The sequence below is a fragment of the Specibacter sp. NPDC078692 genome (genome assembly GCF_040686835.1).
Classification (GTDB): domain Bacteria; phylum Actinomycetota; class Actinomycetes; order Actinomycetales; family Micrococcaceae; genus Specibacter.
The window spans coordinates 115,758-139,029 of the sequence record NZ_JBFBLV010000005.1; the positions used below are offsets into that span (position 1 = coordinate 115,758).

19 protein-coding genes are annotated in these 23,272 nt (G+C 62.6%); 12 read left to right on the forward strand and 7 right to left on the reverse strand.

What is annotated here, in order from left to right:
• The first annotated feature begins 164 nt into the window (after positions 1-164).
• The 5 genes from AB0O97_RS05635 (at position 165) to AB0O97_RS05655 (ending at position 4,797) form a co-directional block, all read left to right on the forward strand.
• Entirely contained in the window at positions 165-941 is a 777-nt protein-coding gene (locus AB0O97_RS05635; protein WP_363880916.1) for a phosphatase PAP2 family protein, read from the forward strand.
• Positions 938-1,666: a VTT domain-containing protein gene (locus AB0O97_RS05640; RefSeq protein ID WP_363843455.1), complete on the forward strand. Its 729-nt coding sequence runs from the start codon at positions 938-940 to the stop codon at positions 1,664-1,666. The genes AB0O97_RS05635 and AB0O97_RS05640 overlap by 4 nt, the downstream gene beginning before the upstream one ends.
• Positions 1,653-2,324: a response regulator transcription factor gene (locus AB0O97_RS05645; RefSeq protein ID WP_062286681.1), complete on the forward strand. Its 672-nt coding sequence runs from the start codon at positions 1,653-1,655 to the stop codon at positions 2,322-2,324. The genes AB0O97_RS05640 and AB0O97_RS05645 overlap by 14 nt, the downstream gene beginning before the upstream one ends.
• A complete protein-coding gene (locus AB0O97_RS05650; protein ID WP_237759975.1) occupies positions 2,321-3,310 on the forward strand; it encodes a HAMP domain-containing sensor histidine kinase in 990 nt (329 codons plus the stop codon). Before AB0O97_RS05645 ends, AB0O97_RS05650 begins: the two co-directional genes overlap by 4 nt.
• 206 nt (positions 3,311-3,516) lie before the next feature.
• Positions 3,517-4,797: an APC family permease gene (locus AB0O97_RS05655; RefSeq protein WP_363881020.1), complete on the forward strand. Its 1,281-nt coding sequence runs from the start codon at positions 3,517-3,519 to the stop codon at positions 4,795-4,797.
• Here AB0O97_RS05655 and tsaD read toward each other — a convergent pair.
• From tsaD to alr, 5 genes are all read right to left on the reverse strand, one after another.
• Positions 4,794-5,885 carry a tRNA (adenosine(37)-N6)-threonylcarbamoyltransferase complex transferase subunit TsaD gene (gene tsaD, locus AB0O97_RS05660; RefSeq protein WP_062286680.1) on the reverse strand — a complete coding sequence of 364 codons (1,092 nt, stop codon included), beginning with the start codon at positions 5,883-5,885 and terminating at the stop codon, positions 4,794-4,796. The two genes, AB0O97_RS05655 and tsaD, sit on opposite strands and share 4 nt — an antisense overlap.
• Positions 5,882-6,370, reverse strand: a complete 489-nt coding sequence (gene rimI / locus AB0O97_RS05665) for a ribosomal protein S18-alanine N-acetyltransferase (protein ID WP_062293019.1) — start codon at positions 6,368-6,370, stop codon at positions 5,882-5,884. The genes tsaD and rimI overlap by 4 nt, the downstream gene beginning before the upstream one ends.
• 81 nt (positions 6,371-6,451) lie before the next feature.
• Positions 6,452-7,186, reverse strand: a complete 735-nt coding sequence (tsaB, locus tag AB0O97_RS05670; RefSeq protein ID WP_363880921.1) for a tRNA (adenosine(37)-N6)-threonylcarbamoyltransferase complex dimerization subunit type 1 TsaB — start codon at positions 7,184-7,186, stop codon at positions 6,452-6,454.
• An 11-nt stretch (positions 7,187-7,197) separates the two neighbouring features.
• The gene (gene tsaE / locus AB0O97_RS05675; RefSeq protein WP_363843437.1) at positions 7,198-7,851 is read right to left on the reverse strand and encodes a tRNA (adenosine(37)-N6)-threonylcarbamoyltransferase complex ATPase subunit type 1 TsaE; all 654 of its coding nucleotides are present in this window, start codon (positions 7,849-7,851) and stop codon (positions 7,198-7,200) included.
• On the reverse strand, positions 7,851-9,059 hold the full coding sequence (gene alr, locus AB0O97_RS05680; RefSeq protein ID WP_363843434.1) for an alanine racemase: 1,209 nt from the start codon (positions 9,057-9,059) through the stop codon (positions 7,851-7,853). The genes tsaE and alr overlap by 1 nt, the downstream gene beginning before the upstream one ends.
• A gap of 175 nt (positions 9,060-9,234) precedes the next feature.
• On the opposite strand from alr, the gene mshA reads away from it, so the two are divergent.
• The gene (gene mshA, locus AB0O97_RS05685) at positions 9,235-10,485 is read left to right on the forward strand and encodes a D-inositol-3-phosphate glycosyltransferase (RefSeq protein ID WP_363880924.1); all 1,251 of its coding nucleotides are present in this window, start codon (positions 9,235-9,237) and stop codon (positions 10,483-10,485) included.
• Positions 10,486-10,791: 306 nt separating this feature from the next.
• Positions 10,792-14,010: a S8 family serine peptidase gene (locus AB0O97_RS05690; protein WP_363880927.1), complete on the forward strand. Its 3,219-nt coding sequence runs from the start codon at positions 10,792-10,794 to the stop codon at positions 14,008-14,010.
• Between the two features lie 173 nt (positions 14,011-14,183).
• Here AB0O97_RS05690 and AB0O97_RS05695 read toward each other — a convergent pair whose 3' ends face one another.
• Positions 14,184-14,756: a hypothetical protein gene (locus AB0O97_RS05695; RefSeq protein ID WP_363880930.1), complete on the reverse strand. Its 573-nt coding sequence runs from the start codon at positions 14,754-14,756 to the stop codon at positions 14,184-14,186.
• An 80-nt stretch (positions 14,757-14,836) separates the two neighbouring features.
• On the reverse strand, positions 14,837-16,042 hold the full coding sequence (locus AB0O97_RS05700) for an ROK family protein (protein WP_363880933.1): 1,206 nt from the start codon (positions 16,040-16,042) through the stop codon (positions 14,837-14,839).
• 117 nt (positions 16,043-16,159) lie between these two features.
• Here AB0O97_RS05700 and AB0O97_RS05705 point away from each other — a divergent pair, with 117 nt between their 5' ends.
• From AB0O97_RS05705 to AB0O97_RS05725, 5 genes are read left to right on the forward strand one after another with little or no spacing between them, the layout of a single operon-like run.
• The gene (locus AB0O97_RS05705; RefSeq protein WP_363880935.1) at positions 16,160-18,304 is read left to right on the forward strand and encodes an alpha-galactosidase; all 2,145 of its coding nucleotides are present in this window, start codon (positions 16,160-16,162) and stop codon (positions 18,302-18,304) included.
• A gap of 9 nt (positions 18,305-18,313) precedes the next feature.
• Positions 18,314-19,666, forward strand: coding sequence for an extracellular solute-binding protein (locus AB0O97_RS05710; protein ID WP_363880938.1), 1,353 nt, complete (start codon positions 18,314-18,316; stop codon positions 19,664-19,666).
• Positions 19,667-19,669: 3 nt separating this feature from the next.
• Positions 19,670-20,590 carry a sugar ABC transporter permease gene (locus tag AB0O97_RS05715; RefSeq protein ID WP_104110204.1) on the forward strand — a complete coding sequence of 307 codons (921 nt, stop codon included), beginning with the start codon at positions 19,670-19,672 and terminating at the stop codon, positions 20,588-20,590.
• On the forward strand, positions 20,587-21,456 hold the full coding sequence (locus tag AB0O97_RS05720) for a carbohydrate ABC transporter permease (protein ID WP_104110203.1): 870 nt from the start codon (positions 20,587-20,589) through the stop codon (positions 21,454-21,456). Before AB0O97_RS05715 ends, AB0O97_RS05720 begins: the two co-directional genes overlap by 4 nt.
• The gene (locus tag AB0O97_RS05725; RefSeq protein WP_363880942.1) at positions 21,456-23,174 is read left to right on the forward strand and encodes an alpha-amylase family glycosyl hydrolase; all 1,719 of its coding nucleotides are present in this window, start codon (positions 21,456-21,458) and stop codon (positions 23,172-23,174) included. Before AB0O97_RS05720 ends, AB0O97_RS05725 begins: the two co-directional genes overlap by 1 nt.
• The last annotated feature ends 98 nt before the right edge of the window (positions 23,175-23,272 follow it).

Below are 23,272 nucleotides of genomic sequence, written 5' to 3' on the forward strand. Positions count from 1 at the left end.
GGCACTTTTCGCCAACGCGGCAGCACTCATTGCTGCCGCGTTGGCGAAAACACGCCATTTGGTGATGCGGCGTTGCGGGCGGCGGGGAATTCTTAGAAATTTCTTAGACGGTGCGCGGGACAGTGGAGGAAGAGCTTCACTCTCCACTTTGAAAGGCGCCCGCCATGGCTTCCCCGCCCCCATCCATGCACGACGCCGGCGCCCCCTTACGCACCCGGCTGGCGGTGCTGCCCCTCCCACGGTTTTGGGGCCTGTGGGTCACCGTCCTGTCCGTGGCAGTCTTGGCCCTTGGGTTCTTCGCCGTTGCCACGCCGAGATTCACGGCCAGCGAGTTCGGTGTTGACCAGGACCTGAGCCGGAACCATGTGGGCGTGCTGACAGCCCTCGCCATGACACTGGACAAGGCGTTTTCCCCGGTCGGCGGAGTGGCCATCATCGCCCTAGTGTGCCTGTTCTTGCTGCTGGTCCGCAAAGCGCCCGTCAATGCCCTTGCCTTTGGCGGCGTCGCTGCCTCGGGGTGGCTGGCCAGCCAATTCTTCAAGGTCATTGTTGACCGGCAGCGGCCCAACCCGGCGCTGCTCCTTGACCCGCTGGCAGCGGAGACGGGTTCCAACAGCTTCCCGAGCGGACATGTCGCACTCGCGGTGGGCCTGGCCTGGGCGTTCTGGTTCCTCCTGCGAAAGACCCGATGGGCACGCCCGGCCGTGCTCCTGGGCGTTCTGGTTCCGGTGGTGGTTGCATGGTCCCGACTCTACGTGGGCGTGCATTACCCCACCGATGTCGCCGCCTCGTTCCTGGCTGCGAGCGCGGCCGTGTTCTTCTTTGCGGGTGTGTGGAATGCGGCCGTGGCCTGGGCGATGTCCCGGATGAACCCCGTTCCCGGCGGGTCTACCCTTAACAGTGGGAGCAATACTTCTTCACCCACCCGAATTCACGATTGAGGCTTGCCTTGCTGCACACCATTGCTTTATCCCTTCCCCACGCCGTCCCTGCGGGTTTGCTGTCAGTCATGGATCCTGCTGCGCTGCTGAGCGGCCTGGGCCCGGCCACCTTGGCCGTCGTCGCCTTGATTGTCTTCATTGAATCGGGGCTCCTGTTCCCGTTCCTGCCCGGTGATTCGCTCCTCTTCACGGCAGGCCTGCTGCACAACCAACTGAACCTCTCCCTCCCGGTGCTGATCGGTGTGGTGGTGCTGGCCGCCGTGACAGGCGATCAGGTGGGCTACCTGCTGGGCCGCAAATTTGGCCGCCGCTGGTTCAAGGACGACGCCCGCATCCTGAAAACCAAATACCTCACCGAGACCGAAGAATTCTTTGCCAAGCGCGGCGGCTGGGCCATTGTGCTCGCCCGCTTTGTCCCCATCGTGCGCACCTACGCGCCGCTCGTGGCGGGCGTGGCCAACTACGACCACAAGAAGTTCACGCTGTGGAACATTGCCGGCGCCCTGGGCTGGGCCGGTTCCATCACCTTGCTGGGCACCTGGCTGGGCCACTACGAAATTGTTTCCAAGAACATTGACGTGATCGCCGTCGCGCTTGTCCTTGTTTCCGTGCTGCCGGGCGTCATCAGCTTCCTACTCAAGCGCCGCGCTGCAGCTTCCGGAACGCTGCTTTCCGCACCGGAAGGCGAGTCGGCGGGGGACAATAATGAGCATGCACACCCCTGAGCTCCCGCGACTGCTGCTGGTGGAGGACGACCCCGTCCTTGGCCCCCTGATCGCCGAACTCCTCGCCGATGACTATGATGTCCACCTCGCCGCGGACGGCCAAAAGGGCCTGCACCTTGGCCTCACCGAACAGTGGGACGCCATGGTCATTGACCGCGGTCTGCCCGTCATGGACGGCCTCGAGCTGGTGGCCGCGCTGCGCCGCAAGGGTGTGGCCACCCCCGCCATCATCCTGACGGCGCTGGGCGCCACCGCGGACAAAATAGCAGGGCTCGACGCCGGAGCGAACGACTACATGTCCAAACCCTTTGATGCCGGTGAGCTGAGGGCGCGGCTGCGTGCCATGACCCGCAGTTTTGTGCCTGCGGCTTCGCTGGTGGACGTGGGCGGCTGGCTTTTTGATCCCGCCAACCGTTCGCTGCGCTCACCCTATGGGGAGTTGGTGGGGCTGACGGCCAAGGAGAGCGAGCTGCTGGCGCTGCTGGCGGCCAGCCCGGAGAAGGTGTTCACCCGGGAGGAACTGCTGGCGGGTCTGTGCCACCCAGACGACTCCCAAAGCGTCATTGACACCTACGTGCACTACCTGCGCAAGAAGGTCTCCAAATCGCTGGTCCGCACCGTGCATGGGCTGGGCTACCAGATCGGGGACGGCGCATGACCGCCATGCGGGGACGGCCTGCCACTGCACAGTCGGCTGACTCCCCCGCCCTGAGGCGTGCCGCCCTCACAGTGGGAATCAGGATTGCCGCGGCCATCGCCCTCATGGTGGTGGCGGTCATCATCGCCGCTGCGGCCTACATACTGTACCTCTCCCACCAACCGGATGTGGCCGCCTCAAACACCTCCGCCCGCGTCTATGTTGAATCGAATGACATGCTCAAGGCCATGGTCCTGGCCGGATTCGCCGGGATTCTTGCCGCCGGGGCCATTGGCTGGCTCAGCGCCCGCAGCGCCATCCGGCCCCTGGGCCGGGCCCTTGAGCTGCAGCGCCGCTTTGTCCAGGAGGCCAGCCACGAACTGCGCACGCCGCTGACCATCCTCGACGCCCGCATCCAGCTGGCCGAGGCCAAGGTGCAGCCCGGCAGCGATGCCGCCCGCATCCTGGGACAGGTCCGCCAGGACACGGCCGCCCTTAGCGCCACGGTCCAGGAGCTCCTGCTCGCCGCCACGGCCGGGACGGAGGCCTCCGCCGACCCCATCTCCATTTCCCCCGTGGTGCAGGAGGCGGCCGCGAGCCTGAGAGACGTTGCAGTTTCCCGCGGCGTGCAGCTGGAAACCACGCACGACGGCGGCCCCCGGGTCCGTATCCAGGCCAACAGTTTGCGCCGGGCTGTCCTGGGCCTGGTCGACAACGCACTGAACCACACCCCGGAAGGCGGGCGCATCACGGTGGCCGTGGCACAGTCCGGGCGGAGCGTGGCCATCACCGTGCACGACACCGGCGGCGGCATCACCGGCATTGAGCCGTCCCGGGTGTTTGACCGCTTCGCCCACAGCACCGACCCCGCTGCCGGTGGCCGGCGCAGCTACGGATTGGGGCTGGCCCTGGTCCGTGAGATCGCGGTTGCCGCCGGCGGAACCATTGAAGTCGCCGCAACCGGCCCCGGCGGCACCACCATGGTCCTCACCCTCCCCGCCGCCTGACCACCCCAACCAAAAAACGCGCTCGCAGCAATGGCCAACTTTTCCCGGACGCGCTCGCAGCAATGGCATGTTTGCCGGCAACGCTATCGCAGTGGGTGCGATAGCGTTTGCGAAAATGCTGCCATTGCTGCGATAGCGCTTGTTTACCGCAGGTTCATGTGCAGGGGATAGCGTGGACCGCTGACACAGTGGGAGAGCTGATGAGCATGAGCAACACCCCGGGCCTGGCCCGCAAGCTAGGCACTTTCGACGCCGTGGTCATTGGCCTGGGCTCGATGATCGGTGCCGGCGTGTTTGCCGCGTTCACCCCCGCGGCTCAGGCGGCCGGTTCCGGCTTGCTCATTGCTTTGCTCGTGGCCGCCTTCGTGGCCTATTGCAATGCGACCTCCTCCGCCCAGCTGGCCGCGGCCTATCCCACCTCCGGCGGCACGTATATTTACGGCCGCGAGCGGCTGGGGCCGTGGTCCGGCTTCCTCGCCGGCTGGGGTTTCGTGGTGGGCAAGGTGGCCAGCGCCGCCGCCATGGCCATGACCTTTGCCGCCTACGCCGCGCCCGCGGGCTGGGAGCGCCCGGTGGCGGTGGCCGCCGTCGTGCTTCTGGTTGCGGTGAATTACCGGGGCGTGACCCGGACGGCGGCTCTGGCCCGGATCATTGTGGTGGCGGTTCTGGCAGCATTAGCCATTGCCGTTGCGGCCGCGTGGGCTGGTAGCCCGGACACAGGCGGCAGTACTTTTCTCGGCGATGGCCTGCTCTCGCACGGGTGGTACGGGATTCTGCAGGCGGCCGGGCTGCTGTTTTTCGCGTTTGCCGGCTATGCCCGGATCGCCACCCTTGGCGAGGAAGTTCGCGCGCCCCGCCGCACCATTCCCCGCGCCATTTTGCTTGCGTTGGGCATTGCCGCGGTCATCTACGCCGCTATAGGCGTCAGTCTGCTCGCCATTTTAGGGCCCGACGGCGTTGCCGCCACTGCCTCTCCCCTCGCCGATGCGGTGGCTGCCGGGAGCTGGAATTGGGCGGTCCCCGTAGTACGAGTGGGTGCCGCTTTGGCCTCGCTAGGTGCACTGCTTGCTTTGGTGGCCGGGTTGGGACGGACCTCGTTAGCCATGGCACGGGAAGGCGATCTCCCACGCTACTTTGCCGCCGTCCACCCCCGATTCCAGGTTCCGCACCGGGCTGAACTCGCCTTGGGCGCCGTGATCTGCATGATCGTCGTCTTCGCTGATCTGCGCGGCGCCATCGGGTTCTCGTCCTTTGGCGTACTGGTCTACTACTTGGTCGCTAACGTTGCCGCCTTCACCCAGAGCGGGGCCGACCGCCGCTATCCAAAGTTCTTGCAAGTGCTCGGTGCCGCGGCCTGCGTGGCCTTGGTGGCCACACTGCCGCTCAGCTCAGTGCTGGCTGGTTTGGTGATGTTCGCCCTAGGGATTGGCTATCGCCTGCTCCGGCTACGGATCCCGGGCGCTCCAACTCCCCTCGATGTGAATTAAAGGCTGATGCTGGTCACGGGCATGGAGGAATCGGGTGCGAAGGACAGGTCACTCGGAGCCACGCCGTTCATCACCAGCTGCGCACCTAGGGCCGCAACCATGGCCCCGTTATCGGTACACAGCGAGAGCTTCGGAACCAGGAGCGTGATCCCGGCGGATGCGCACCGCTGCCCGGCCAGTTCCCGCAACCGTGAATTGGCCGCTACTCCGCCGCCCAACAACAGCGTGGTGATGCCCTGTTCGCGGCACGCCAGCACTGCTTTAGCGGTGATGACATCCAGTACGGCTTCCTGGAACGACGCGGCAATGTCGGCCACGGGGACCGCCTCACCGCGTGCCTCATAACCCTCAACACAGCGGGCCACGGCGGTTTTGAGCCCGGAGAAGGAGAAGTCGTAGCGGTGCGGGCCGGGGGCCTCGGCCGTGCCCATGTACTTGGGCATGGTCAGCCCGCGAGGGAAGCGCACGGCCTTGGCGTTGCCTTCCTTAGCCAAGCGGTCAATGGCCGGCCCCCCTGGGTAGTTCAGCCCCAACAGCCGGGCCACCTTGTCAAAGGCCTCCCCCGCGGCGTCGTCAATGGTGGCCCCGAGCAGCTGAACATCGGAGGCGATGCTGCGCACCCGCAGGATCTCGGTATGACCGCCGGAGACCAAAAGCGCACCCAGATTCTCAGGGAGGGCCCCGCCGTCGTACACGGCCGCGATGGACTCATCCAATAAGCCCACACCCACGTGTGCCACCAAGTGGTTGATGGCGTACAGCGGTTTGCCGGTGGCCAGCGCGAGCGCCTTGGCTGCGCTGACGCCGACCATGAGCGCACCAGCTAGCCCGGGACCGCTCGTGACGGCGATTGCATCCACGTCCTCGAGGCTCACGCCAGCATCGGCGAGCGCGGCGGCCAGGGTTGGCACAAACGCGTCGAGGTGCGCTCGGGAGGCAATTTCCGGGATGACGCCGCCGAAGCGAACGTGCTCCTCCATGGACGAGGAAACAGTATTGGTCAATAGCTCGGTACCCCGGACCAGTCCCACACCGGTTTCATCGCAGGAGGATTCAATCCCCAGGATTAGCGGGTTGCTCTGGTTCATGAGGGGTCCTTCGAAGTGGTGGAAACGGGAGGTTGCAGACGCATAATGAGCCCGTCCGAGCCGTCGCGGTAATACTTGCGCCGCGTGTGAATATGTTCAAAACCGTAGCGCTGGTAGAGCCGCTGCGCCCTCGGATTGGTGGAGCTAACTTCCAGCATGATGTTCTGCGCACCGCGCCGGATCGCCTCAGCAATGAGATCATCGAGCATGGCCCGAGCAATGCCGCGCCCTTCAAATTCTGGCAGCACACCAATGGTTTGAATGTCGCCGATGGGCGGCACACACATCAGTCCAGCGTAGCCAGCCACAGTTTTTCCCTGACCTTCACGGTCTTGATGTTCGACGCCGGATGGCAGCTCTGCGATGATGTACCGCCGGGTTTCTGGCTGGGCCAGCTCGTCCACGAACATGGTCCGGGGCCAGGAGTCGATTCCAAAAAGCTGGCGATCCAGTGCCGTGATGAAGTCAATGTCAGCGGCCACCATGTCGCGCAGCACTGCGGGCTGGTGCGTTCCCCCCGGGGTGCTTGCCTCCTGCTGTCCCCCCGGAGCGCTTCCCTCTGACATCTAGAGTGCCCGCTTTCGGGGGCCGGGAACTTTGGCGTCGGACTCGCGTAGATAGAGAGGAGTCGAATCCAATAGTCCGGCGCTCTCTAGGGAGCCTGCCGCGGCGATCTTGCGTGCGGCAGCGCGGCCCAGTTCAAGGGCTGTTGGCTGGGCGTCGGAAAGCAGGGGGTAGACATCACAACCGTTGGCAGCAAGAACCTCTTCGTAGAGTCCAGCCCCAGCACCAAACACCTGAACGCCGCTGATCTCCTCGGCAGGACCAACATGGGGGCCGTCCAGGAGGTGGGCCCCGGCGCTGTACCGGGCCCAGTAAACTTCCTTGCGTCTAGCGTCGGTGGCGACCACAAAGTCGCGCATGGCCAGCGGACCCACGGCCCGTCCGTCCCTGTAGGCGGGTGCGTCAAAAACCTGATGCGCTAATGCGTCAAGGCTCATCATGCCGTAGAGCGGGATACCCCAAGTGAAGCTGAGTGTGCGTGCCATGGTAATTCCAGAACGCAGCCCCGTGAACGGCCCCGGGCCTGTGCCCACCACGATCGCATCCAAGGCCGGGCCTTCTGTCACGGGGTCGGTGAACAGGGACTTCACACCCGGGGCCAGTACCTCGGCGTGGCTGCGGGTATCGGTGGTGGCAAAATTGGCCACCAGTTCCGCCGTCCTGACCGGGTCCAAGGGGTCAAAATCGAGCAACGCGGCGCTGGCGACAGCGGAGGTGTCAATGGTCAAGATTCGCACGTTTTAAGCTTCTATTCTGTTGTGTTCACAAGCTGACCCAGCACCGAAAAATCGATGCCTTCCCAGCGCGGCCCGACAGCTTGCAAGCGCAAGGTGCGGGGTTCGTCGTCGTCTTCGTCGGCATAGTCAAAGGTGTCGGCAGCGTCACTGGCATCGCCGTCTATGCTGGCAGCGGCGCCGATGGGCTCGGCGTCAGTGTGGCTGGCCATGGCGGGTATGTCAGCTGAGGGCTTGTCCCCACCCACTGCGCTGTCGCCACCCACGGCGCGCACCAGCTCAATTTCCAGCCGACTGGCCGCGAGATGCTCCACCCGTTGCGCACCCCATTCCACCACTGTCACGGAAGTGTCCATGGTGTTTTCCAAGTCAATGTCATCAATCTCGCCGGGCGAGCCCAAGCGGTAAGCGTCAACGTGGACTAGATCAGGGCCGCCCGGATTCGGGCCATCGGGCAGATTGGGGTGGATGCGCACCAGCACAAAGGTGGGCGAAATGATGCCCTCGCGCACGCCGAGGCTCCGGCCCAGACCTTGAGTGAAGGTGGTTTTTCCGGCGCCCAGTTCACCGCTGAGGATGATCAGATCGCCCGCCTTGAGCAGCTGTGCCAAATTCTCGGCCAACTGCTGGGTTTGCGCGGCGGTGCTGGTGGAAAATTCCCAGGCCATCACGCAGCGCCCCCAGCAGCGGCCCCGCCAACGTAGCTCCGCGGCACCCGCTGACTGATCCGGGTCACGATCTCATAGTTGATGGTCCCGGCCGCTGCGGCCCACTGCTCAACGAGGGGTCCGCCGTCGTGCCCATTGCCAAACAGCTCGGCGGTGGCACCCAACGCGGAGCCGGCAACAGCGGCATTGGCGAAGCCGTCGCGGCCGTGCGGGCCCAGATCAATCACCATCTGGTCCATGGCAATCCGACCCACCACGGGGTAGGTGATGCCGTTGACACGGACGGGGCCTCCACTGGCGACCCGCGGAATACCATCGGCATAGCCCAACGGAACAAGACCCAGCGTGGTGGGTTCGGAGGTGCTGTAGTTGAGGCCATAGGAGATGCCTTGACCGGTGAGCACGTCCTTGCAGTTGGCGATTTGGGTTTGCAAGGTCATGGCCGGGACCAAGCCCAGCTGGGCGGAGGTGCGGTCGGCGAACGGTGAGAGTCCGTAGATGCCCAAGCCCACGCGGACCAGATCAAAGTGCGAATCGGGCCGAGACATGGCGGCGGGGGTGTTGGCGATATGACGCACTTCCAGCCAGGCACCGGCTTCCTCGGCAATCGCCACGGCCTCACGGAAACGGAGCAATTGTTCATCCGTTTCGGTACGTTCGGGTTCGTCAGCAACGGCGAGGTGGCTGAAAACGCCAACAACGCGCAGCAACCCCTGCGCTTGATACGCCACGGCCGCGGCGACCAGCGCGGGCCAGTCTTCCTGCGTGCTGCCGTTACGGCCTAGGCCGGTATCAATTTTCAGGTGCACCCGGGCGGGGTGCTGCCGGGCCCGGACCGCCGCCACAATATGTTCCAGCTCCCAGCCGGAACACCCCAAATCAATGTCATTCTCTACGGCGGATTCAAAGTCAGTGTCTGGAGTGTGCAGCCACGCCAGCACCGGGCCGTCAATGCCCGCGGCACGGAGGGCTAGGCCCTCACTGACATGGGCCGTGCCCAGCCATTGCGCCCCGGCGGCAACGGCAGTGCGGGCCACCTCGATCATGCCGTGCCCGTAGGCATCGGCCTTGACCACGGCCATGAACTTCGCGGGGGCGACGATTTCACGGAGGTGGCGAATGTTGTTGGCGATTGCGGACAGGTCAATGATGGCTTGCCGTTCAGGGCCTGTGGCAGGCGCGGGAACCGGCACAACTAAGTGGCTCACCCACCCATTTTAGCCCGCCCAGCAGGCCAGCTGCACAATCTTGGGCCCGCGTTGCCACCTCGGCTAGCTTGGAGCTGTTAGCAGTGGCAAGATTGATTCAGTTATTGACACACTGAACGTCCCAGACCACTGGAGTTCGGCAGGGTTCGCCACGGTTGCGCAGGAGAGGAACGCCATGCATCAGATTCGGCGCGTCGCCATGCTTTCCCTCCATACCTCACCGCTGGATCAGCCCGGCGGCGGTGACGCAGGCGGCATGAACGTCTACGTTCGGGCACTGGCGCTGGAACTCGCCGCAACGGGTGTGGCTGTGGACATTTACACCCGCCGCACCTCGCCTGATCAGCCCGAAACCGTTGCGCTTGACTCCTTGGTATCGGTCCACCATATTGTGGCGGGCCCCTTCGGCAAGGTGTCCAAGGAAGCTCTCCCTGAGCTGATCACGGAAATGGCCGACGCCGTCGCCGATCACGTCAGTGCCCTTCCGGGGGAACCCGTTCGGGTCATCCACTCCCACTATTGGGTTTCTGGCATGGCCGGAATCCTGGTAGCCAAACGCCTGGATCTCCCGCTCGTCCACACCATGCACACCATGGCGCGGGTTAAGAATCAGCACCTGCCGCAGGGTCAGAGCGCCGAACCCTGTGTGCGCGAGGACGGCGAACAGCACATTGTGGCCGCGGCAACACGGCTGATCGCCAACACAACAGCCGAGGCCGCTGAGCTGGAGCGCCACTACGATGGCTGTGAACAACGCATCGATGTGGTTTCTCCCGGGGTGGACTTGAAAATTTTCAAACCGGCCTTCCGGGACCGATCGCGGCAGGATCTGGGCATTGCCCCCGGGAGCTTCCACGTTGTCTTCGCTGGGCGGTTGCAACGCCTCAAGGGTCCCCATGTGCTGGTCAAGGCTGCCGCCATCTTGCGGGCGCAACGCCCCGACATTGATCTGCAGCTTTCCTTTCTGGGCTCTCGCAGCGGCTCTGACAAATATGATCTTCAAGCACTCATCGAAGAGCGCGGCCTGCAAGATTCCGCCACCATCTATCCTCCCGTGGAGGCCAGCAAACTAGCTGATTGGTACCGCAGTGCCAGCGTTGTAGCAGTGCCCTCCTCGAGTGAGTCCTTCGGTTTGGTCGCCTTGGAAGCCCAGGCCTGCGGCACCCCCGTTATTGCCACTAATGTTGGCGGTCTCCCCCGCGCAGTCAGCGATGGACGCACCGGCTTACTGGTCGAAGGCAGATCCCCGCAGCTCTGGGCCGAGGCGATCGCCTCCCTGCATGACTTCAGTGAAACGCGCATCGATATGGGCCGCGCGGCCTCTGTTTTTGCCGGCTCCTTTGGCTGGGAACAAACGGCCGCGCACACGGTGTTGAGCTACGACCTGGCCCTGACCTATCAATACATCGCACCGCCAGGGTGCTAACGGGCCCCGGCTGCTAAAACGCCCAGAATTAAAGCAGTCAGCGCTGTCAAGACCAAACTGGCGGTTAGGTCCGTTTGATTGCCGGTTCTATGCCGAAGGACAGCGCCCTGACTACCTATCCGGCTAGTTCGTGTTATTGCCACTGTGTTTGGGGTCACAAACAAGCTACTGATCGGTAGCCTTTCCTCGTTGGTTACGTCGGTTCACAGCGCTTTCATCACTTGTCAAAGTTGTCTGCCGCCCTGCCATGTTGCATCCGTGAGGCAAGAGGTCGCACGGAGATCCTGTTGAAAGGTTCAGCACACCATGACCATGAAACGAACGGGAAGAACTCTCTTTCGAAGCCCAGGACTACGAAAGGCCGTGGCGCTAGGCGCAGGCCTGCCGTTACTTCTGGCCACAGTGGGGGCACTGCCAGCATCGGCCAACCAGAGCCAGCTGAGCATGCCCAGTATCACTCAAACAGATGTTAACCCCTTGAGCTTCCCCGCCGGACGCTACATAGTTGTCCTTGCCGAGCAGCCCATCGCCATGTACGACGGCGGAACGGCCGGCCTTGCTGCAACGAAGCCGCAGGCTGGGCAGAAGCTTGACTCCACGCGCGCCGAGGTGAAGAAGTACAAGAAGCATCTTGAAACCAAGCAAGCTGCCGTGGCCAAGTCCGAAAACGTCAAGGTCAAGCGAACCTTCACCGCGGCCCTCAATGGCTTCTCAGCGGAACTTTCCGCAGATCAGGCGTTAGCCCTAGCGAAAGACCCAAGCGTCTTGACCGTTGCTCCGGATACGGAGAACGCCCCTGATTACTCCAGCACCGATTTCCTTGGCCTCAGCGGCAAGGATGGCAGCTGGAACAAGAACTTCGGCGGGCAGAACAAAGCTGGCGAAGGCGTTGTTGTGGGTATCATCGATACCGGCTACACGCCCTCGAGCCCGTTCTTTGCTGGTGATGAGGTCCTGCCGCTGACGGGGGACCCGCAGGTCGGCGTCCCGTACCGCACCGATGACGGCAACATGGCCATGCTCAAGGCCAACGGCGATACCTTCTCGGGAGAATGCCAGAAGGGGGTGGAATCGGGAGCCGATTTTGACGGCAGTGCCTGTAACTCCAAGGTCCTGAGCGCACATTACTTTGCCGATGATTTCCTGAACTATGTGGCACCTGAGGACCGGGCACCGCAAGAAGTCCTCTCCCCCGTGGACGTTGCCAGCCATGGCACGCACACCGGAAGTACAGCGGCCGGTAACGCCAATGTCGAGGCAAAAATTGGTGACCGCGCCATGGGCATTACCAGCGGTGTTGCCCCTGCTGCCAAGCTCTCCATCTACAAGATTTGCTGGGAAGACACCGATCCCGACACAGGCGGTTGCTACTCTTCCTCGGCTGTTGCCGCCATCAACCAGGCCATTCTGGACGGCGTGGACGTTTTGAACTACTCCATCTCGGGTAGCACTACCTCCACGACCGATCCGGTGTCCTTGGCCTTCCTCTCAGCCACCTCGGCCGGCATCTTTGTGGCCGCCTCGGCTGGCAACTCCGGCCCCACGGCAGGCACTGTTAACCACGGCGCCCCGTGGCTGACCACCGTCGCTGCCACCTCCTTTTCCTCCGAGCTTCAAGGCACTGCAGAATTCGCTGATGGCAGCAAGTTCCGCGGCGCCAGCATGATGAGTCAGGGTGTTCCGGCCAGCCACGTCATCCTTGCCACCACGGCAGCCGCCGCCGGTGCAGCCAACCCGGAGCTCTGTGGCCCCGATACCTTGGATGGCAGCAAAGTTGCCGACAAGATCGTGGTGTGTGACCGCGGTGTGATTGACCGTACGGCCAAGAGCGCCGAGGTCAAGCGTGCAGGAGGGGTGGGCATGATCCTGACCAATGTCTCCCCGTCATCCGAGGACGTTGACCTGCATGCAGTACCTACTGTTCATGTGAACCCGCCGGCCACACAGCTCATCAAGGACAAGATCACGTCCAACCCGGACATTTTGGTTTCTTTGGTTGATACTGACACCACAGGATTGCCAGTAACTCCGCAGCCTCAGGTGGCTGGTTTCTCCTCCCGTGGCCCGTTGGGAGCAACCGACTCTGATCTGCTCAAGCCCGATGTTGCAGCTCCTGGTGTTGCCGTTCTGGCTGGGGTCTCCCCCATTGCCACCGACGGAGAACACTTTGGCATGATGTCAGGTACCTCGATGGCGGCACCTCATGTTGCCGGTTTCGCGGCCCTGGTAATGGCCAAGAATCCCACGTGGTCACCGGCCACGGTGAAATCCGCCATGATGACAACGGCCACGAATGTGGTCAATGCCGATGGCACCAAGAACACCGATCTCTTTGCAACAGGTGCCGGTCAGACCGCGGTGGTCAAGGCACTCACACCGGGGCTCGTGTACAACGCCGGCGACACCGAATACCTGAAGTTCATTCAGGGCACCGGCATTGATCTGGGCATGCCCGGGCTCGGCAGTACCGCGCCGCGTGACATGAACGTAGCATCCTTCGCGGTGGGCTCCTTGGCCGGTAAGGTCACGGTCACCCGCACCGTCACGGCGTTGACTCCCGGCATGTACCGGGCCACCGCCAACGTCCCCGGCGTCAACGTCAAGGTCACCCCGTCGGTGCTGAACTTCTCTCAGGCTGGCCAGCAGCGTACCTTCAAGGTCACCTTCGAGAACAACAATGCAGCTCTGGGCGCGTTCGCCATGGGCAGCCTGACTTGGCAGGGTGCCGGAGCCACGGTGACCTCCCCGGTTGCCGTGCGTCCGTTGGCTGCTTTGGTGCAGCCGGAGATCAGCTTCAGTACCAATAACGGCAATAGCAGTGGCAAGATTCCGGTGGTTTCCGGGACCAACGCTCCTGTGGCGCTGACCGTCAATGGCCTGTCCAAGGCTGACTCCAACGCTATTGAGCTGGTTCCCGGTCCGCTCGTCGTGGGCAACAACGCCTCAAACTTCTTGAAGCAGGTTGTTGTTCCGGAGGGAACCGAGTTGGCCAAGTTCCAGGTCATTTCTGCGGATGAGGGCGCCGATTACGACATGATCGTCTTCAACCCGGGCGGACAGTACAGCGATGTGCGTACGGCGTCCTCGAGTGAGACGCTGACCTTGACCAATCCGGCCCCCGGGACCTACCAGGTGCTGGCCAATCTGTACTCCAGCACTGACGGCGGGGCTGTCAAGGCCACTGTGGATGCCGCGATCCTCGGAGCAGATGCCGGTAACGCCAAGGTTTCACCGAACCCGTTCAAGCTCGCTAACGGCAAGTCCGGCAACGTCACGTTGAGCTGGACCGGGCTGGCACCGGGCAACTATCTGGGCCGGGTCTCCTTTGGCGACACAGGGACGCAGACGTTTGTCTCCGTCATTGTCACCCCCGGTGGCACCGCAGTGGTTCCGGATGAGGACAATAGCGGTCCCGTCAAGGATAAGAAGGGCAAGGATAAGAAGGGCAAAGACAAGCCCAAGAAGGGTAAGAAGGGGCACTCAGAATTCTCCGTTGAACAAGCTCCCACGGACCTGCTGCGCTAGAGTCCAGCACGTCTAGATAAGCATTTTTCCACGCACGACGGCGGCCATCCAGTTGAACTGGATGGCCGCCGTCCTGCGTGGCTGGCTTGGGCAAGGCGCACGCTCCCCGAGCTGACGCGCTGCCGAATCTGGCGCTGCTTAATCCGGTGGTATTCGGGCTGGTTTCGCTCGGTTTAGATGTTGCCGGTGCCGCCACCGAGTGCACCAAAGAGTGGAGCCAGAGCCTGCCATTGGCTGATTTCACAGCCATCGGTGCGTTTGAAGGTGGCATTGACTTCCTTACCGTGGAACCAGCCGGTCACCTGGGCAATTTCCGGGCCACCATATTGCTGGGTGCACACCCGGTTGGGGTCAGGGACGGGGAAGAACATTTTCTCGCCGTACTTTTCCACCGCGGCCAGTGCCGCGGCCGGATCGGGCAGCGTGGATTCCGGTGCCGGGGTGGCGCCTTCGGCCACAAGACGGAACGTCCGCGGCGAGGCTTGGGGCGATTCCGTGAGTGTGATGGTGAGGTCTATCCCGCTGGCGGAGGGCGGTGTCACGGCTGCTGGGCTCTCGGTCGCAGAGGGTGGCTGACTGCCTGAGCTGGAGGGGTCAGACCCGGGGCCCTGCTGTGCGCATGCGGCCACTACTGTCACGACAGAGAGCATCAACAACGTGGCCGTGAGCCGCGAGCGAACTCTTTTCACTGCCTTTATTGCTTTTACTGCTTTCGCGGTGCCGCTGAGACGATGCGTTCTTGGCATGGTGACGCCTTCCTCGAGGTTCTGCCATGCTAACGCACCATGCTGGCAGCCCACAGAGTATGAATGTCGGTCACTGCACGCTAGCGAATGAATGCTTGGGCTTGGATAGCCACGGCTGCTGCGCCACGGGCCCATTCGGTGAAATCGGCCGACCCCACCCGTACCTTCACCGGCGCTGCTTCCGGGTCCCGTCCCGCCGTCAAGGCAGCCAGCACGGTGGCTTCTTTCGCCGCGAAGAGGGCCACGCCTTCCCCTCCCAGCACAACTGTGTTAACCATTGTCAGGTTTGTGGCCGCGGCGATGAGGATCCCCAAGGACTTTGCTGCTGCCTCCAGGACTGCCGCGGCGGCGCGGTTGCCATCTGCGGCAAGGTCCAGCGCCTGCCCATAGTCCACCGGGCGGCCCAAGGCTGCTGAAATTTGCAGACAAATGCTGGGGATGGACAGCATGGCTGTGGAACAGCCCCGGTGCCCTTCGGCACACAGCGGACCGTTGGGATCCAACGGGAAGTGCCCGCCCAGCCCCAATCCGGTATCCACTGTTCGGATCACGTGGTTGCGAATGGTGAGTCCGTAGCCAACCCCTGCTCCCACGGTAATCACAGCAAAATCGGGCACCTCGCGGCCCGCCCCAAACCATTGCTCGGCGGCTACAAGGGCTGTCACGTCATTTTCCACCACAACGGGGAGTCCCAGCCGGTCCTGCAGCAGGCTCTGCAAGGGCACGTTTTTCCAGTCCAGAAACGGTGCGCGGTGGACCACGCCGTCCGGGCGCACTTGTCCACCCAGGGAAACGCCCACCCCCGTGGCTGTGACGCCTGCTTGCGCCTCCAGTTGCGTAGAGAGCTGGGCAATGCCTGCCACCACGGCAGCGGCCGATTTCTCGGGTAGAGGCAGCACGGCTTCCGCCAGAATAGTGGCACGAATGTCCGTGACCACGGCCTGCAGACTTTCTCCTGTCACTTTCACGCCCACAAACCACGCAGCGTCAGTGGGAACATCGAGCAATCGCACGGGGCGCCCCACGGTGCCGTCGGCAACCAGGGGGCCCTCAATGAGCAGACCCGAATCGAGCAGTGGTTTGCCCAAGCGGGTGAGGCTGGCGACGCTCAACTTCATTTCCCGGGCTAATTCCCCGCGGGAAATGGGGCCGCGGACAAGCACCAGGCGAGCCAGTTCAAGGGCAGATTCCGCGAGGGCTTCCGGTTGTCCGCGGTTCTCGCCAGGCTGGTTAGTTGCAGGCAGGCTCGGCGCAGGCAGGCTCGGTGTGGAGGCAACGGTGTTCATGACAACAAGTTTATTGCACTTCAAATATAATTCCACTCTGAAATCGAGTATTTCCCCGCAATTACGCAATCAAGGTGACCCTTGACACAGCAATTAGTTTCGCTGTAAAACTATTACATGAGCACAACAACTTCTTCACGTCCCGCCCAGCTCCAGCTGCATCGCGGCGGCACCTCGGTCATCGTGGACCTGGACACGGCAGGCACCCCTACCATCATTCATTGGGGCCCGGCCACAGGCACCCTCTCCCCCGCCGAACTGGCGTCGCTCGCAATAGCAGCCCGTCCGCAGCGCGTTTCCGGCGGCATTGACGTTCCCGCCCGCCTGAGCCTCCTGCCGCAGGAGACGTTTGGCTGGCAGGGCACTCCCGCACTGCTCGGCCAGCGCGGTGCCGGCGGTTGGGCCAGCGCCTTAAGTATCACGGCGGCACACGCCGATGACTCCTCCCTCACCATTACCGCCGAGGACCCAGCCGGAGGGCTGCATCTGGTCACGGAGCTGGAGCTAAGCGCTGCCGGGGTGCTGCGCCAGCGGCACATCCTGAGCAACACCGGGGACAGCGACTACCTCCTCCACCGGCTCACCACAGTGTTCCCACTGCCGGCGAGCGCCACCACGGTCCAGGACTTCACGGGCCGCCATTTGAAGGAACGCACCGCCCAGCGCCGCCCGCTGACTGTGGGCGCCCATGTTCGCGAAAGCCGCCGCGGACGCCCGGGTGCGGATGCCACACTGCTCATGTTGGCGGGTCAGGACAGCTTCAGCTTCCGCGCCGGCCTGGTCCACGGCGTGCACACGGCATGGAGTGGCAATCACAGCTTGTCGGCCGAAAGCACCATCACCAGTGATAGCTTCCTGAGCGCCGGCGAGCTACTACAGCCGGGAGAAGTGGTTCTGGCACCCGGGGAATCGCACACCACTCCGTGGGCGCTGGGCTCCTGGGGCCACGGCCTAGACCAGCTCTCGGCCCGATTCCACGAAGATCTGCGTGCCCGCCCCCAACACCCAACCCGGCCGCGGCCCGTCACCCTCAACACGTGGGAAGCCGTATATTTTGATCACGACCTGGCCACACTTAAAAGCTTGGCCGAGAAGGCTGCCGTGGTCGGCGTCGAACGTTTTGTCCTAGATGACGGCTGGTTCCTAGGCCGCCGCGACGACACTGCCGGGCTCGGCGACTGGTTTGTGGACGCTGCCGTGTGGCCGGACGGCCTGGGCCCCATCATTGAGCATGTGCGCGGCCTAGGCATGGAGTTCGGGCTGTGGTTTGAGCCGGAAATGGTGAACCCGAACAGCGAGTTGGCCCGCAAGCATCCGGACTGGATCCTGCACACTGAGGGACGCTGGCCGGTCTCCGCACGCCAGCAGCAGGTACTGAACCTGGCCCACCCGGAGTGCTTCGACTACCTTTTGGGCCGCCTTGATGCCATCTTGAATGAATACCCCATTAGCTACATCAAGTGGGACCACAACCGTGACCTGCTCGATGCCGCCGATCCCCGCACGGGCAACCCCACCGTGCGAAAAACCACGCTGGCCCTCTACCGGCTGCTCGCGGAGCTCAAGCACCGCCACCCCGGTGTAGAAATTGAAAGCTGCGCTTCGGGTGGGGCCCGGGTGGATCTGGGCATCCTGGACTACACGGACAGGATCTGGACCAGCGATTGCATCGATCCCCTCGAACGCCTCGATAACCAAGCCAACACCGGGCTCCTGGTGCCTTACGAGCTTATGGGCGCTCACATTGGCGGGCCAAAATCACATTCCACCGGCCGCCAACACAGCCTGGGGTTCATGGCCCGCACCGCCATTTTCGGCCACTTCGGGATTGAATGGGACATCTCGGACATCTCTGAGGCACAGACGGAGGAACTTGCGGGCTGGATCGCCTTCCACAAGGCGAACCGGGAGCTGTTCCACACCGGTACCAGCGTCCACGCGGACCTGCCCGATCCGGCAATGGATCTCCGCGGCGTCGTTGCCGCAGACGGTAGCCGCGCCGTCTACTCCCTCACTCAGCGCACAGCATCCACCACGTACCCGTCCGGGCGCCTTACGCTGCCGGGGCTGCTGCCGGACACGCGTTACCGGGTCCAGCTCTCAGAACCTCTCAATGATCAGCTCGGCAACGGCCAGTCACCCCTTGACTGGACCCTTGCCGAAACGATCATCTCCGGGCGCCTCCTGGCCGTCACCGGTCTGGCGTCCCCCGTACTTTTCCCCGAACAAGCCGTTTTGATCACTGTTGATCAGGCCAACTAAGGAGTTCCCATGAACCATGAGCGAGAATCTGGCCCGCCGGCGCTGCTGCGCCAGCTGGCCAGGAAATCACAGCCCGGTCGGCACAATTTCCGCCGCAAGCTGATGGCCACCGGTACTACCGCCGCACTGGCATTGACATTGGTGCTGACCGGCTGTTCCACGAACGACGACGGCCGTGTCACCTTGGACTTTTTTCAGTTCAAGCCCGAAGCGGTGGCCCAGTTCACCCAGATCGTGAAGGATTTTGAGGCCAAGAACCCCAACATCCATGTGGTCATCAATAACTCCCCGGACCCGGATACCGCCATCAGGACACTGCTGGTCAAGAACCGAACACCTGATGTGCTGACGCTCAATGGCAACGGCAACTTCGGTGATCTGGCCAAAGCCTGCGTGTTTGCCGACCTGTCAGACATGCCGGCGGCCCCACGTGTCCAGCCGGCAGTTCAGGACATTCTGAACGGTTTGGGTACCTGCCACGGCAACGAAACAAACGGTCTGCCGTTTGCCAACAATGCCAGCGGCATCTTGTACAACCCGGAGATTTTTGCTGCCAACGGGGTAGCAGTGCCACAAACGTGGGATCAGCTCATCGCAGCGGCGGATACCTTCAAGGCCAACGGCGTCAATCCGTTCTATATGACCCTCAAGGACGCCTGGACGGTCCTACCATCGTTCGTCAATCTGGCAGGAAACCTCATGCCCGCGGACTTTTTTGACAGTGTTGGCACTGCCGGCTGGACCCCGGAAACGGGCGCGTCCAGTTTCGCCAAGGACGGAACGGAGGCCTCCACAAAACTCTTGAAACTCTTCAGTTACGCCCAACCCGGCGCTCAGAGCGCAGGCTACAACGACGGCAATGCAGCCTTCGGAGCCGGCAAATCAGCCATGTACCTGCAAGGCAGCTTCGCAATCCCGGCCATCCGCGCGTCGAACCCGGATGCGAACATCGCCTCCTTCCCCTACCCCACCACCAACGACCCCGCAAAGAACGTCCTGGTCTCCGGAGTGGATGTCACCCTCGCCATTGGCAAAGACACCAAGCACCCGGAAGAGGCCAAGAAGTTTGTGGAATACCTGATGTCCCCTGCGGTGCTGGACTACTACTCCAAGGCCCAATCATCCCTGACACCTGTGAAGGATGCGGCCCCCAGCGTCGATCCTGCCTTGGCAGGCATGCAGGGCTTCTTCAACGACGGCCGTGTGATCGGCTACTTCGACCACCATGTTCCTGCGAGCATCCCCTTTGATGCGATCTTGCAGCAGTTCGTGCTGGATAAGAAGCAACCGGCATTCCTGGCCCGCATGGACCACGAATTTGAAAAGGTTGCCGCCCGCACCATCACCAAGAAAGGGGACTAGATCATGACCACCACGGCCAATAAGCCCCGCACCACAGCCGGGCTGCAACGCCGGAGCCCGTCCCGGCCCAGCAAGACCTTCTACTGGATGGTTGTTCCGGCCTTGGTCTTGTTCGTCATCTTGCACACAGTCCCCACCGTGACGGGCATGTTCTACAGTTTCACCGACTACGCCGGCTACGGCGAATGGGATTTCGTGGGACTGTCCAACTACGTGAACCTGTTCAAAGATGACAGGATCATGGCGTCCTACGGATTCACGTTCCTCTTCGCCATCACCACCACCATTGTGGTCAATGTTGGGGCGCTCTTTATCGCCATCTTGCTGAACTCCAAGATCAAGTATCAGACGGCATTTCGCGGAATCTTCTTTATCCCCAACATCTTGTCCGTGCTGATTGTGGGCTACGTCTTCAACTACCTGCTCTCCAACAACCTGCCTCTGATCGGCCAGGCGCTGGGCATTGAATGGCTCTCCACGTCCATCCTCGCCAACCCTGACTTGGCGTGGTTGGGCATCGTGGGTGTTACGGCGTGGCAGTCCATCGCCTTCAGTGTCATTATCTACCTGGCCGGCCTGCAAACCGTCCCCGGTGAATTGTATGAGGCTGCCGGCTTGGACGGGGCGTCCCCGTGGCGCCAGTTCCGCTCCATCACGTTCCCCATGATCGCCGGCTACTTCACCATCAATATGGTCCTTGCCCTCAAGGGCCTGCTGCAGGCGTTCGATCAGATCGTGGCCCTGACCAACGGCGGCCCCGGCACCTCCACCGAATCAGTGGCTATGGTCATTTACCGCGGCGGTTTCCAAGGCGGGGAGTACGGCTACCAGATGGCCAACTCAGTGGTTTATCTGGTGGTCATCGTTGTCCTGTCGCTGCTGCAAATGCGCTTCCTCTCACGCAAGGAGTCTGAGCTTCAATGAGTCTGCTTATCGAAAAGCCGGAGGCCGGCACCCCAGCCACGCGCCGCCGTCGTTCCTCAGTGAACATTCCACTAACGCTCCTGGCCGCTGTGCTGTCCCTGACGGTGCTGATCCCGCTGTACTTCACCATTGTCACCGCCTTGAAATCCTCCGATCAGCTCAACGGCAACGGGCTGGCGTTACCCACCAGCATCCATCTGGAGAACTTTTCCAACGCGTGGAAACTGACCAACTTCCCTAACGCGCTGCTGATTTCAGGCATCGTGACGGTCGCGGCGGTCATCCTGACCATTCTGACTAACTCCTTGGTGGCTTACGCCATTGCCCGCAACATGCACCGGCCGTTTTTCAAGGCGCTGTATTACTTCTTCATTGCAGCGCTCTTTGTCCCGTTCCCCATCATCATGCTGCCGGTGACGAAGGAGATGGCGGTGCTGGGGCTGGATAACCCGGTGGGGCTGTTCCTGCTCTACACGGTGTATGGTCTCAGTTTCAATGTTTTCGTCTACACCGCGTTCATCAAATCCATCCCCGCCGAGCTCGAAGAAGCTTCGGTCATGGACGGCGCCAGTACTTGGACCACGTTTTGGAAGGTCATCTTTCCCATCCTGACGCCCATCAACGCTACCGTTGGCATCCTGACTTGTTTGTGGGCGTGGAATGATTTCCTGCTGCCGCTGGTGATCCTTTCGGACCCCACTACCCGCACCCTGCCCCTGGTGCAGTACGTCTTCCAGGGACAATTCAATACCGATTACACAACAGCCTTTGCCTCCTACCTGATGGCGATGGCGCCGCTGCTGTTGATTTACATTTTCGCCCAACGCTGGGTCATTTCCGGCGTCATGAGAGGATCCATCAAGTAATGACCGCATCACTTTCTGATTCTGTTTCCGGCTCTGATTCGCTGTCCCTGCCACCGGCTCCGTGGTGGCGCCAAGCGGCCGTCTACCAGATTTACCCGCGCAGTTTTGCCGATTCCAATGGCGATGGCATGGGAGATTTGCCCGGTGTCACGGCCCGCATGGGCTACCTCGCCGAGCTGGGTATCGACGCGATCTGGCTGAGCCCGTTCTACCCCTCCGCGCTGGCCGACGGCGGGTACGACGTCGATGATTACCGCAACGTTGATCCCCGCTTGGGTTCACTGACGGACTTCGATGCCATGGTTACCGCCGCGCACGCAGCGGGCATCCGGGTGATTGTGGATGTGGTGCCCAATCACAGCTCCAACCGGCACGAGTGGTTCAAGGCGGCTCTTGCTGCCTCGCCTGGCTCCACGGAGCGTGCCCGGTACCATTTCCTGGATGGATTAGGGGACGACGGCGAGCTGCCGCCCTCGGATTGGCCCTCCCATTTTGGCGGGGCTGCTTGGACGCGGGTGGTTGAGCAGGCCGGGCCGCGCGCCGGGCAACTGGGCCAGTGGTATCTGCACCTTTTTGCCACGGAGCAGCCCGATTTCAACTGGGACAACTCGGAGGTGCGCGAGGACTTCCACACCACCTTGCGTTTCTGGTCTGATCGAGGGGTGGATGGTTTCCGCATCGATGTGGCGCACGCGCTGATCAAGGACATGTCCCTGCCGCTGCGGTCCAAGCCGGAACTGGAAATCCTTGTCGATGACGGCTCCGATCCTCTCTTTGACCGGGACGCCGTACATGAGGTTTTTGAGGGCTGGCGCTCGGTGCTCAATGAGTATGACCCGCCCAAGGCTGCCGTGGCCGAGGCCTGGGTGCCTTTCACGGACCGTCGCTTGAAGTACGCGCGCCCCACCGAGTTGGGCCAGGCGTTCAACTTCGATCTGTTGCAGGCCCCGTTTCTTGCCACGGAATTCCGGGCCATTGCGCAAAAGTGTCTCTCGGAGGCTACTTCCTCCGGCGCATCGTCCACCTGGGTATTCTCCAATCACGATGTGGTTCGTCATCCCTCCCGCTACGGTCTGCCCGATGGCAGCACCCGCGAGGATATGGAAGCGTGGCTCCTGGCCGACGGTGCTGCCCCGGCACTCGATCTGGCGCGCGGTTTGCGCCGAGCCCGGGCCGCAACGCTGTTCATGCTGGGCCTGCCGGGTTCCGCCTATCTCTACCAGGGCGAAGAACTAGGTCTCTTCGAAGTCGCGGAGCTGCCGGCTTCGGTGTTGCAGGATCCAACCTGGTTCCGCACGCTCCATAAGGTCAAGGGCCGTGACGGTTGCCGGGTTCCGCTGCCATGGTCCGCCACGGAAGCAAACTTCGGTTTTGGTGGCATACCCTGGCTGCCCCAGCCGGAGTGGTTCAGCGAGTTCGCCGCCGACGCGCAGGCCGGGGTTACCGGGTCAACGCTGGAAATGTACCGTGCCGCGCTGAAGCTGCGGCGCGAGTTGCAGGCTGAAGAGTCACTTGAGTGGCTCAGCTCCCCCGAGTCGGAGGTGATTCACTACCGCCGCCCCAACGGCTGGGAGGTGATTACCAACTTTGCGGCGGTGCCCGCAGAGCTGCCATCCGGCGTCGACCTGTCCAAGGTAGTCCTCACCTCCGGCGAAGCAGCAACAGCGGGAGCAGTGGGAACAATCGCAGCTGAGACAACCCTCTGGCTCACCCCTTAATACCAACGCCGCACCACTTTACGGCGGTTTTTTGCACACGCCGCATCACCTTCCGGCAGCTTTTCGCACACGCCGCATCACCTTCCGGCCTCCACACG

What these genes read in the sequence shown, in the direction of transcription:
- AB0O97_RS05635 (WP_363880916.1), top strand. Translation starts at nt 165, where the DNA reads ATGGCTTCCCCGCCCCCATCCATGCACGACGCCGGCGCCCCCTTACGC.
- AB0O97_RS05695 (WP_363880930.1), bottom strand. Translation starts at nt 14,756, where the DNA reads ATGCCAAGAACGCATCGTCTCAGCGGCACCGCGAAAGCAGTAAAAGCA.
- AB0O97_RS05705 (WP_363880935.1), top strand. Translation starts at nt 16,160, where the DNA reads ATGAGCACAACAACTTCTTCACGTCCCGCCCAGCTCCAGCTGCATCGC.
- AB0O97_RS05715 (WP_104110204.1), top strand. Translation starts at nt 19,670, where the DNA reads ATGACCACCACGGCCAATAAGCCCCGCACCACAGCCGGGCTGCAACGC.
- AB0O97_RS05700 (WP_363880933.1), bottom strand. Translation starts at nt 16,042, where the DNA reads ATGAACACCGTTGCCTCCACACCGAGCCTGCCTGCGCCGAGCCTGCCT.
- AB0O97_RS05655 (WP_363881020.1), top strand. Translation starts at nt 3,517, where the DNA reads ATGAGCAACACCCCGGGCCTGGCCCGCAAGCTAGGCACTTTCGACGCC.
- mshA (WP_363880924.1), top strand. Translation starts at nt 9,235, where the DNA reads ATGCATCAGATTCGGCGCGTCGCCATGCTTTCCCTCCATACCTCACCG.
- AB0O97_RS05710 (WP_363880938.1), top strand. Translation starts at nt 18,314, where the DNA reads ATGAACCATGAGCGAGAATCTGGCCCGCCGGCGCTGCTGCGCCAGCTG.
- AB0O97_RS05650 (WP_237759975.1), top strand. Translation starts at nt 2,321, where the DNA reads ATGACCGCCATGCGGGGACGGCCTGCCACTGCACAGTCGGCTGACTCC.
- AB0O97_RS05645 (WP_062286681.1), top strand. Translation starts at nt 1,653, where the DNA reads ATGCACACCCCTGAGCTCCCGCGACTGCTGCTGGTGGAGGACGACCCC.
- AB0O97_RS05690 (WP_363880927.1), top strand. Translation starts at nt 10,792, where the DNA reads ATGACCATGAAACGAACGGGAAGAACTCTCTTTCGAAGCCCAGGACTA.
- tsaE (WP_363843437.1), bottom strand. Translation starts at nt 7,851, where the DNA reads ATGGCCTGGGAATTTTCCACCAGCACCGCCGCGCAAACCCAGCAGTTG.
- AB0O97_RS05720 (WP_104110203.1), top strand. Translation starts at nt 20,587, where the DNA reads ATGAGTCTGCTTATCGAAAAGCCGGAGGCCGGCACCCCAGCCACGCGC.
- rimI (WP_062293019.1), bottom strand. Translation starts at nt 6,370, where the DNA reads ATGGTGGCCGCTGACATTGACTTCATCACGGCACTGGATCGCCAGCTT.
- AB0O97_RS05725 (WP_363880942.1), top strand. Translation starts at nt 21,456, where the DNA reads ATGACCGCATCACTTTCTGATTCTGTTTCCGGCTCTGATTCGCTGTCC.
- tsaD (WP_062286680.1), bottom strand. Translation starts at nt 5,885, where the DNA reads ATGAACCAGAGCAACCCGCTAATCCTGGGGATTGAATCCTCCTGCGAT.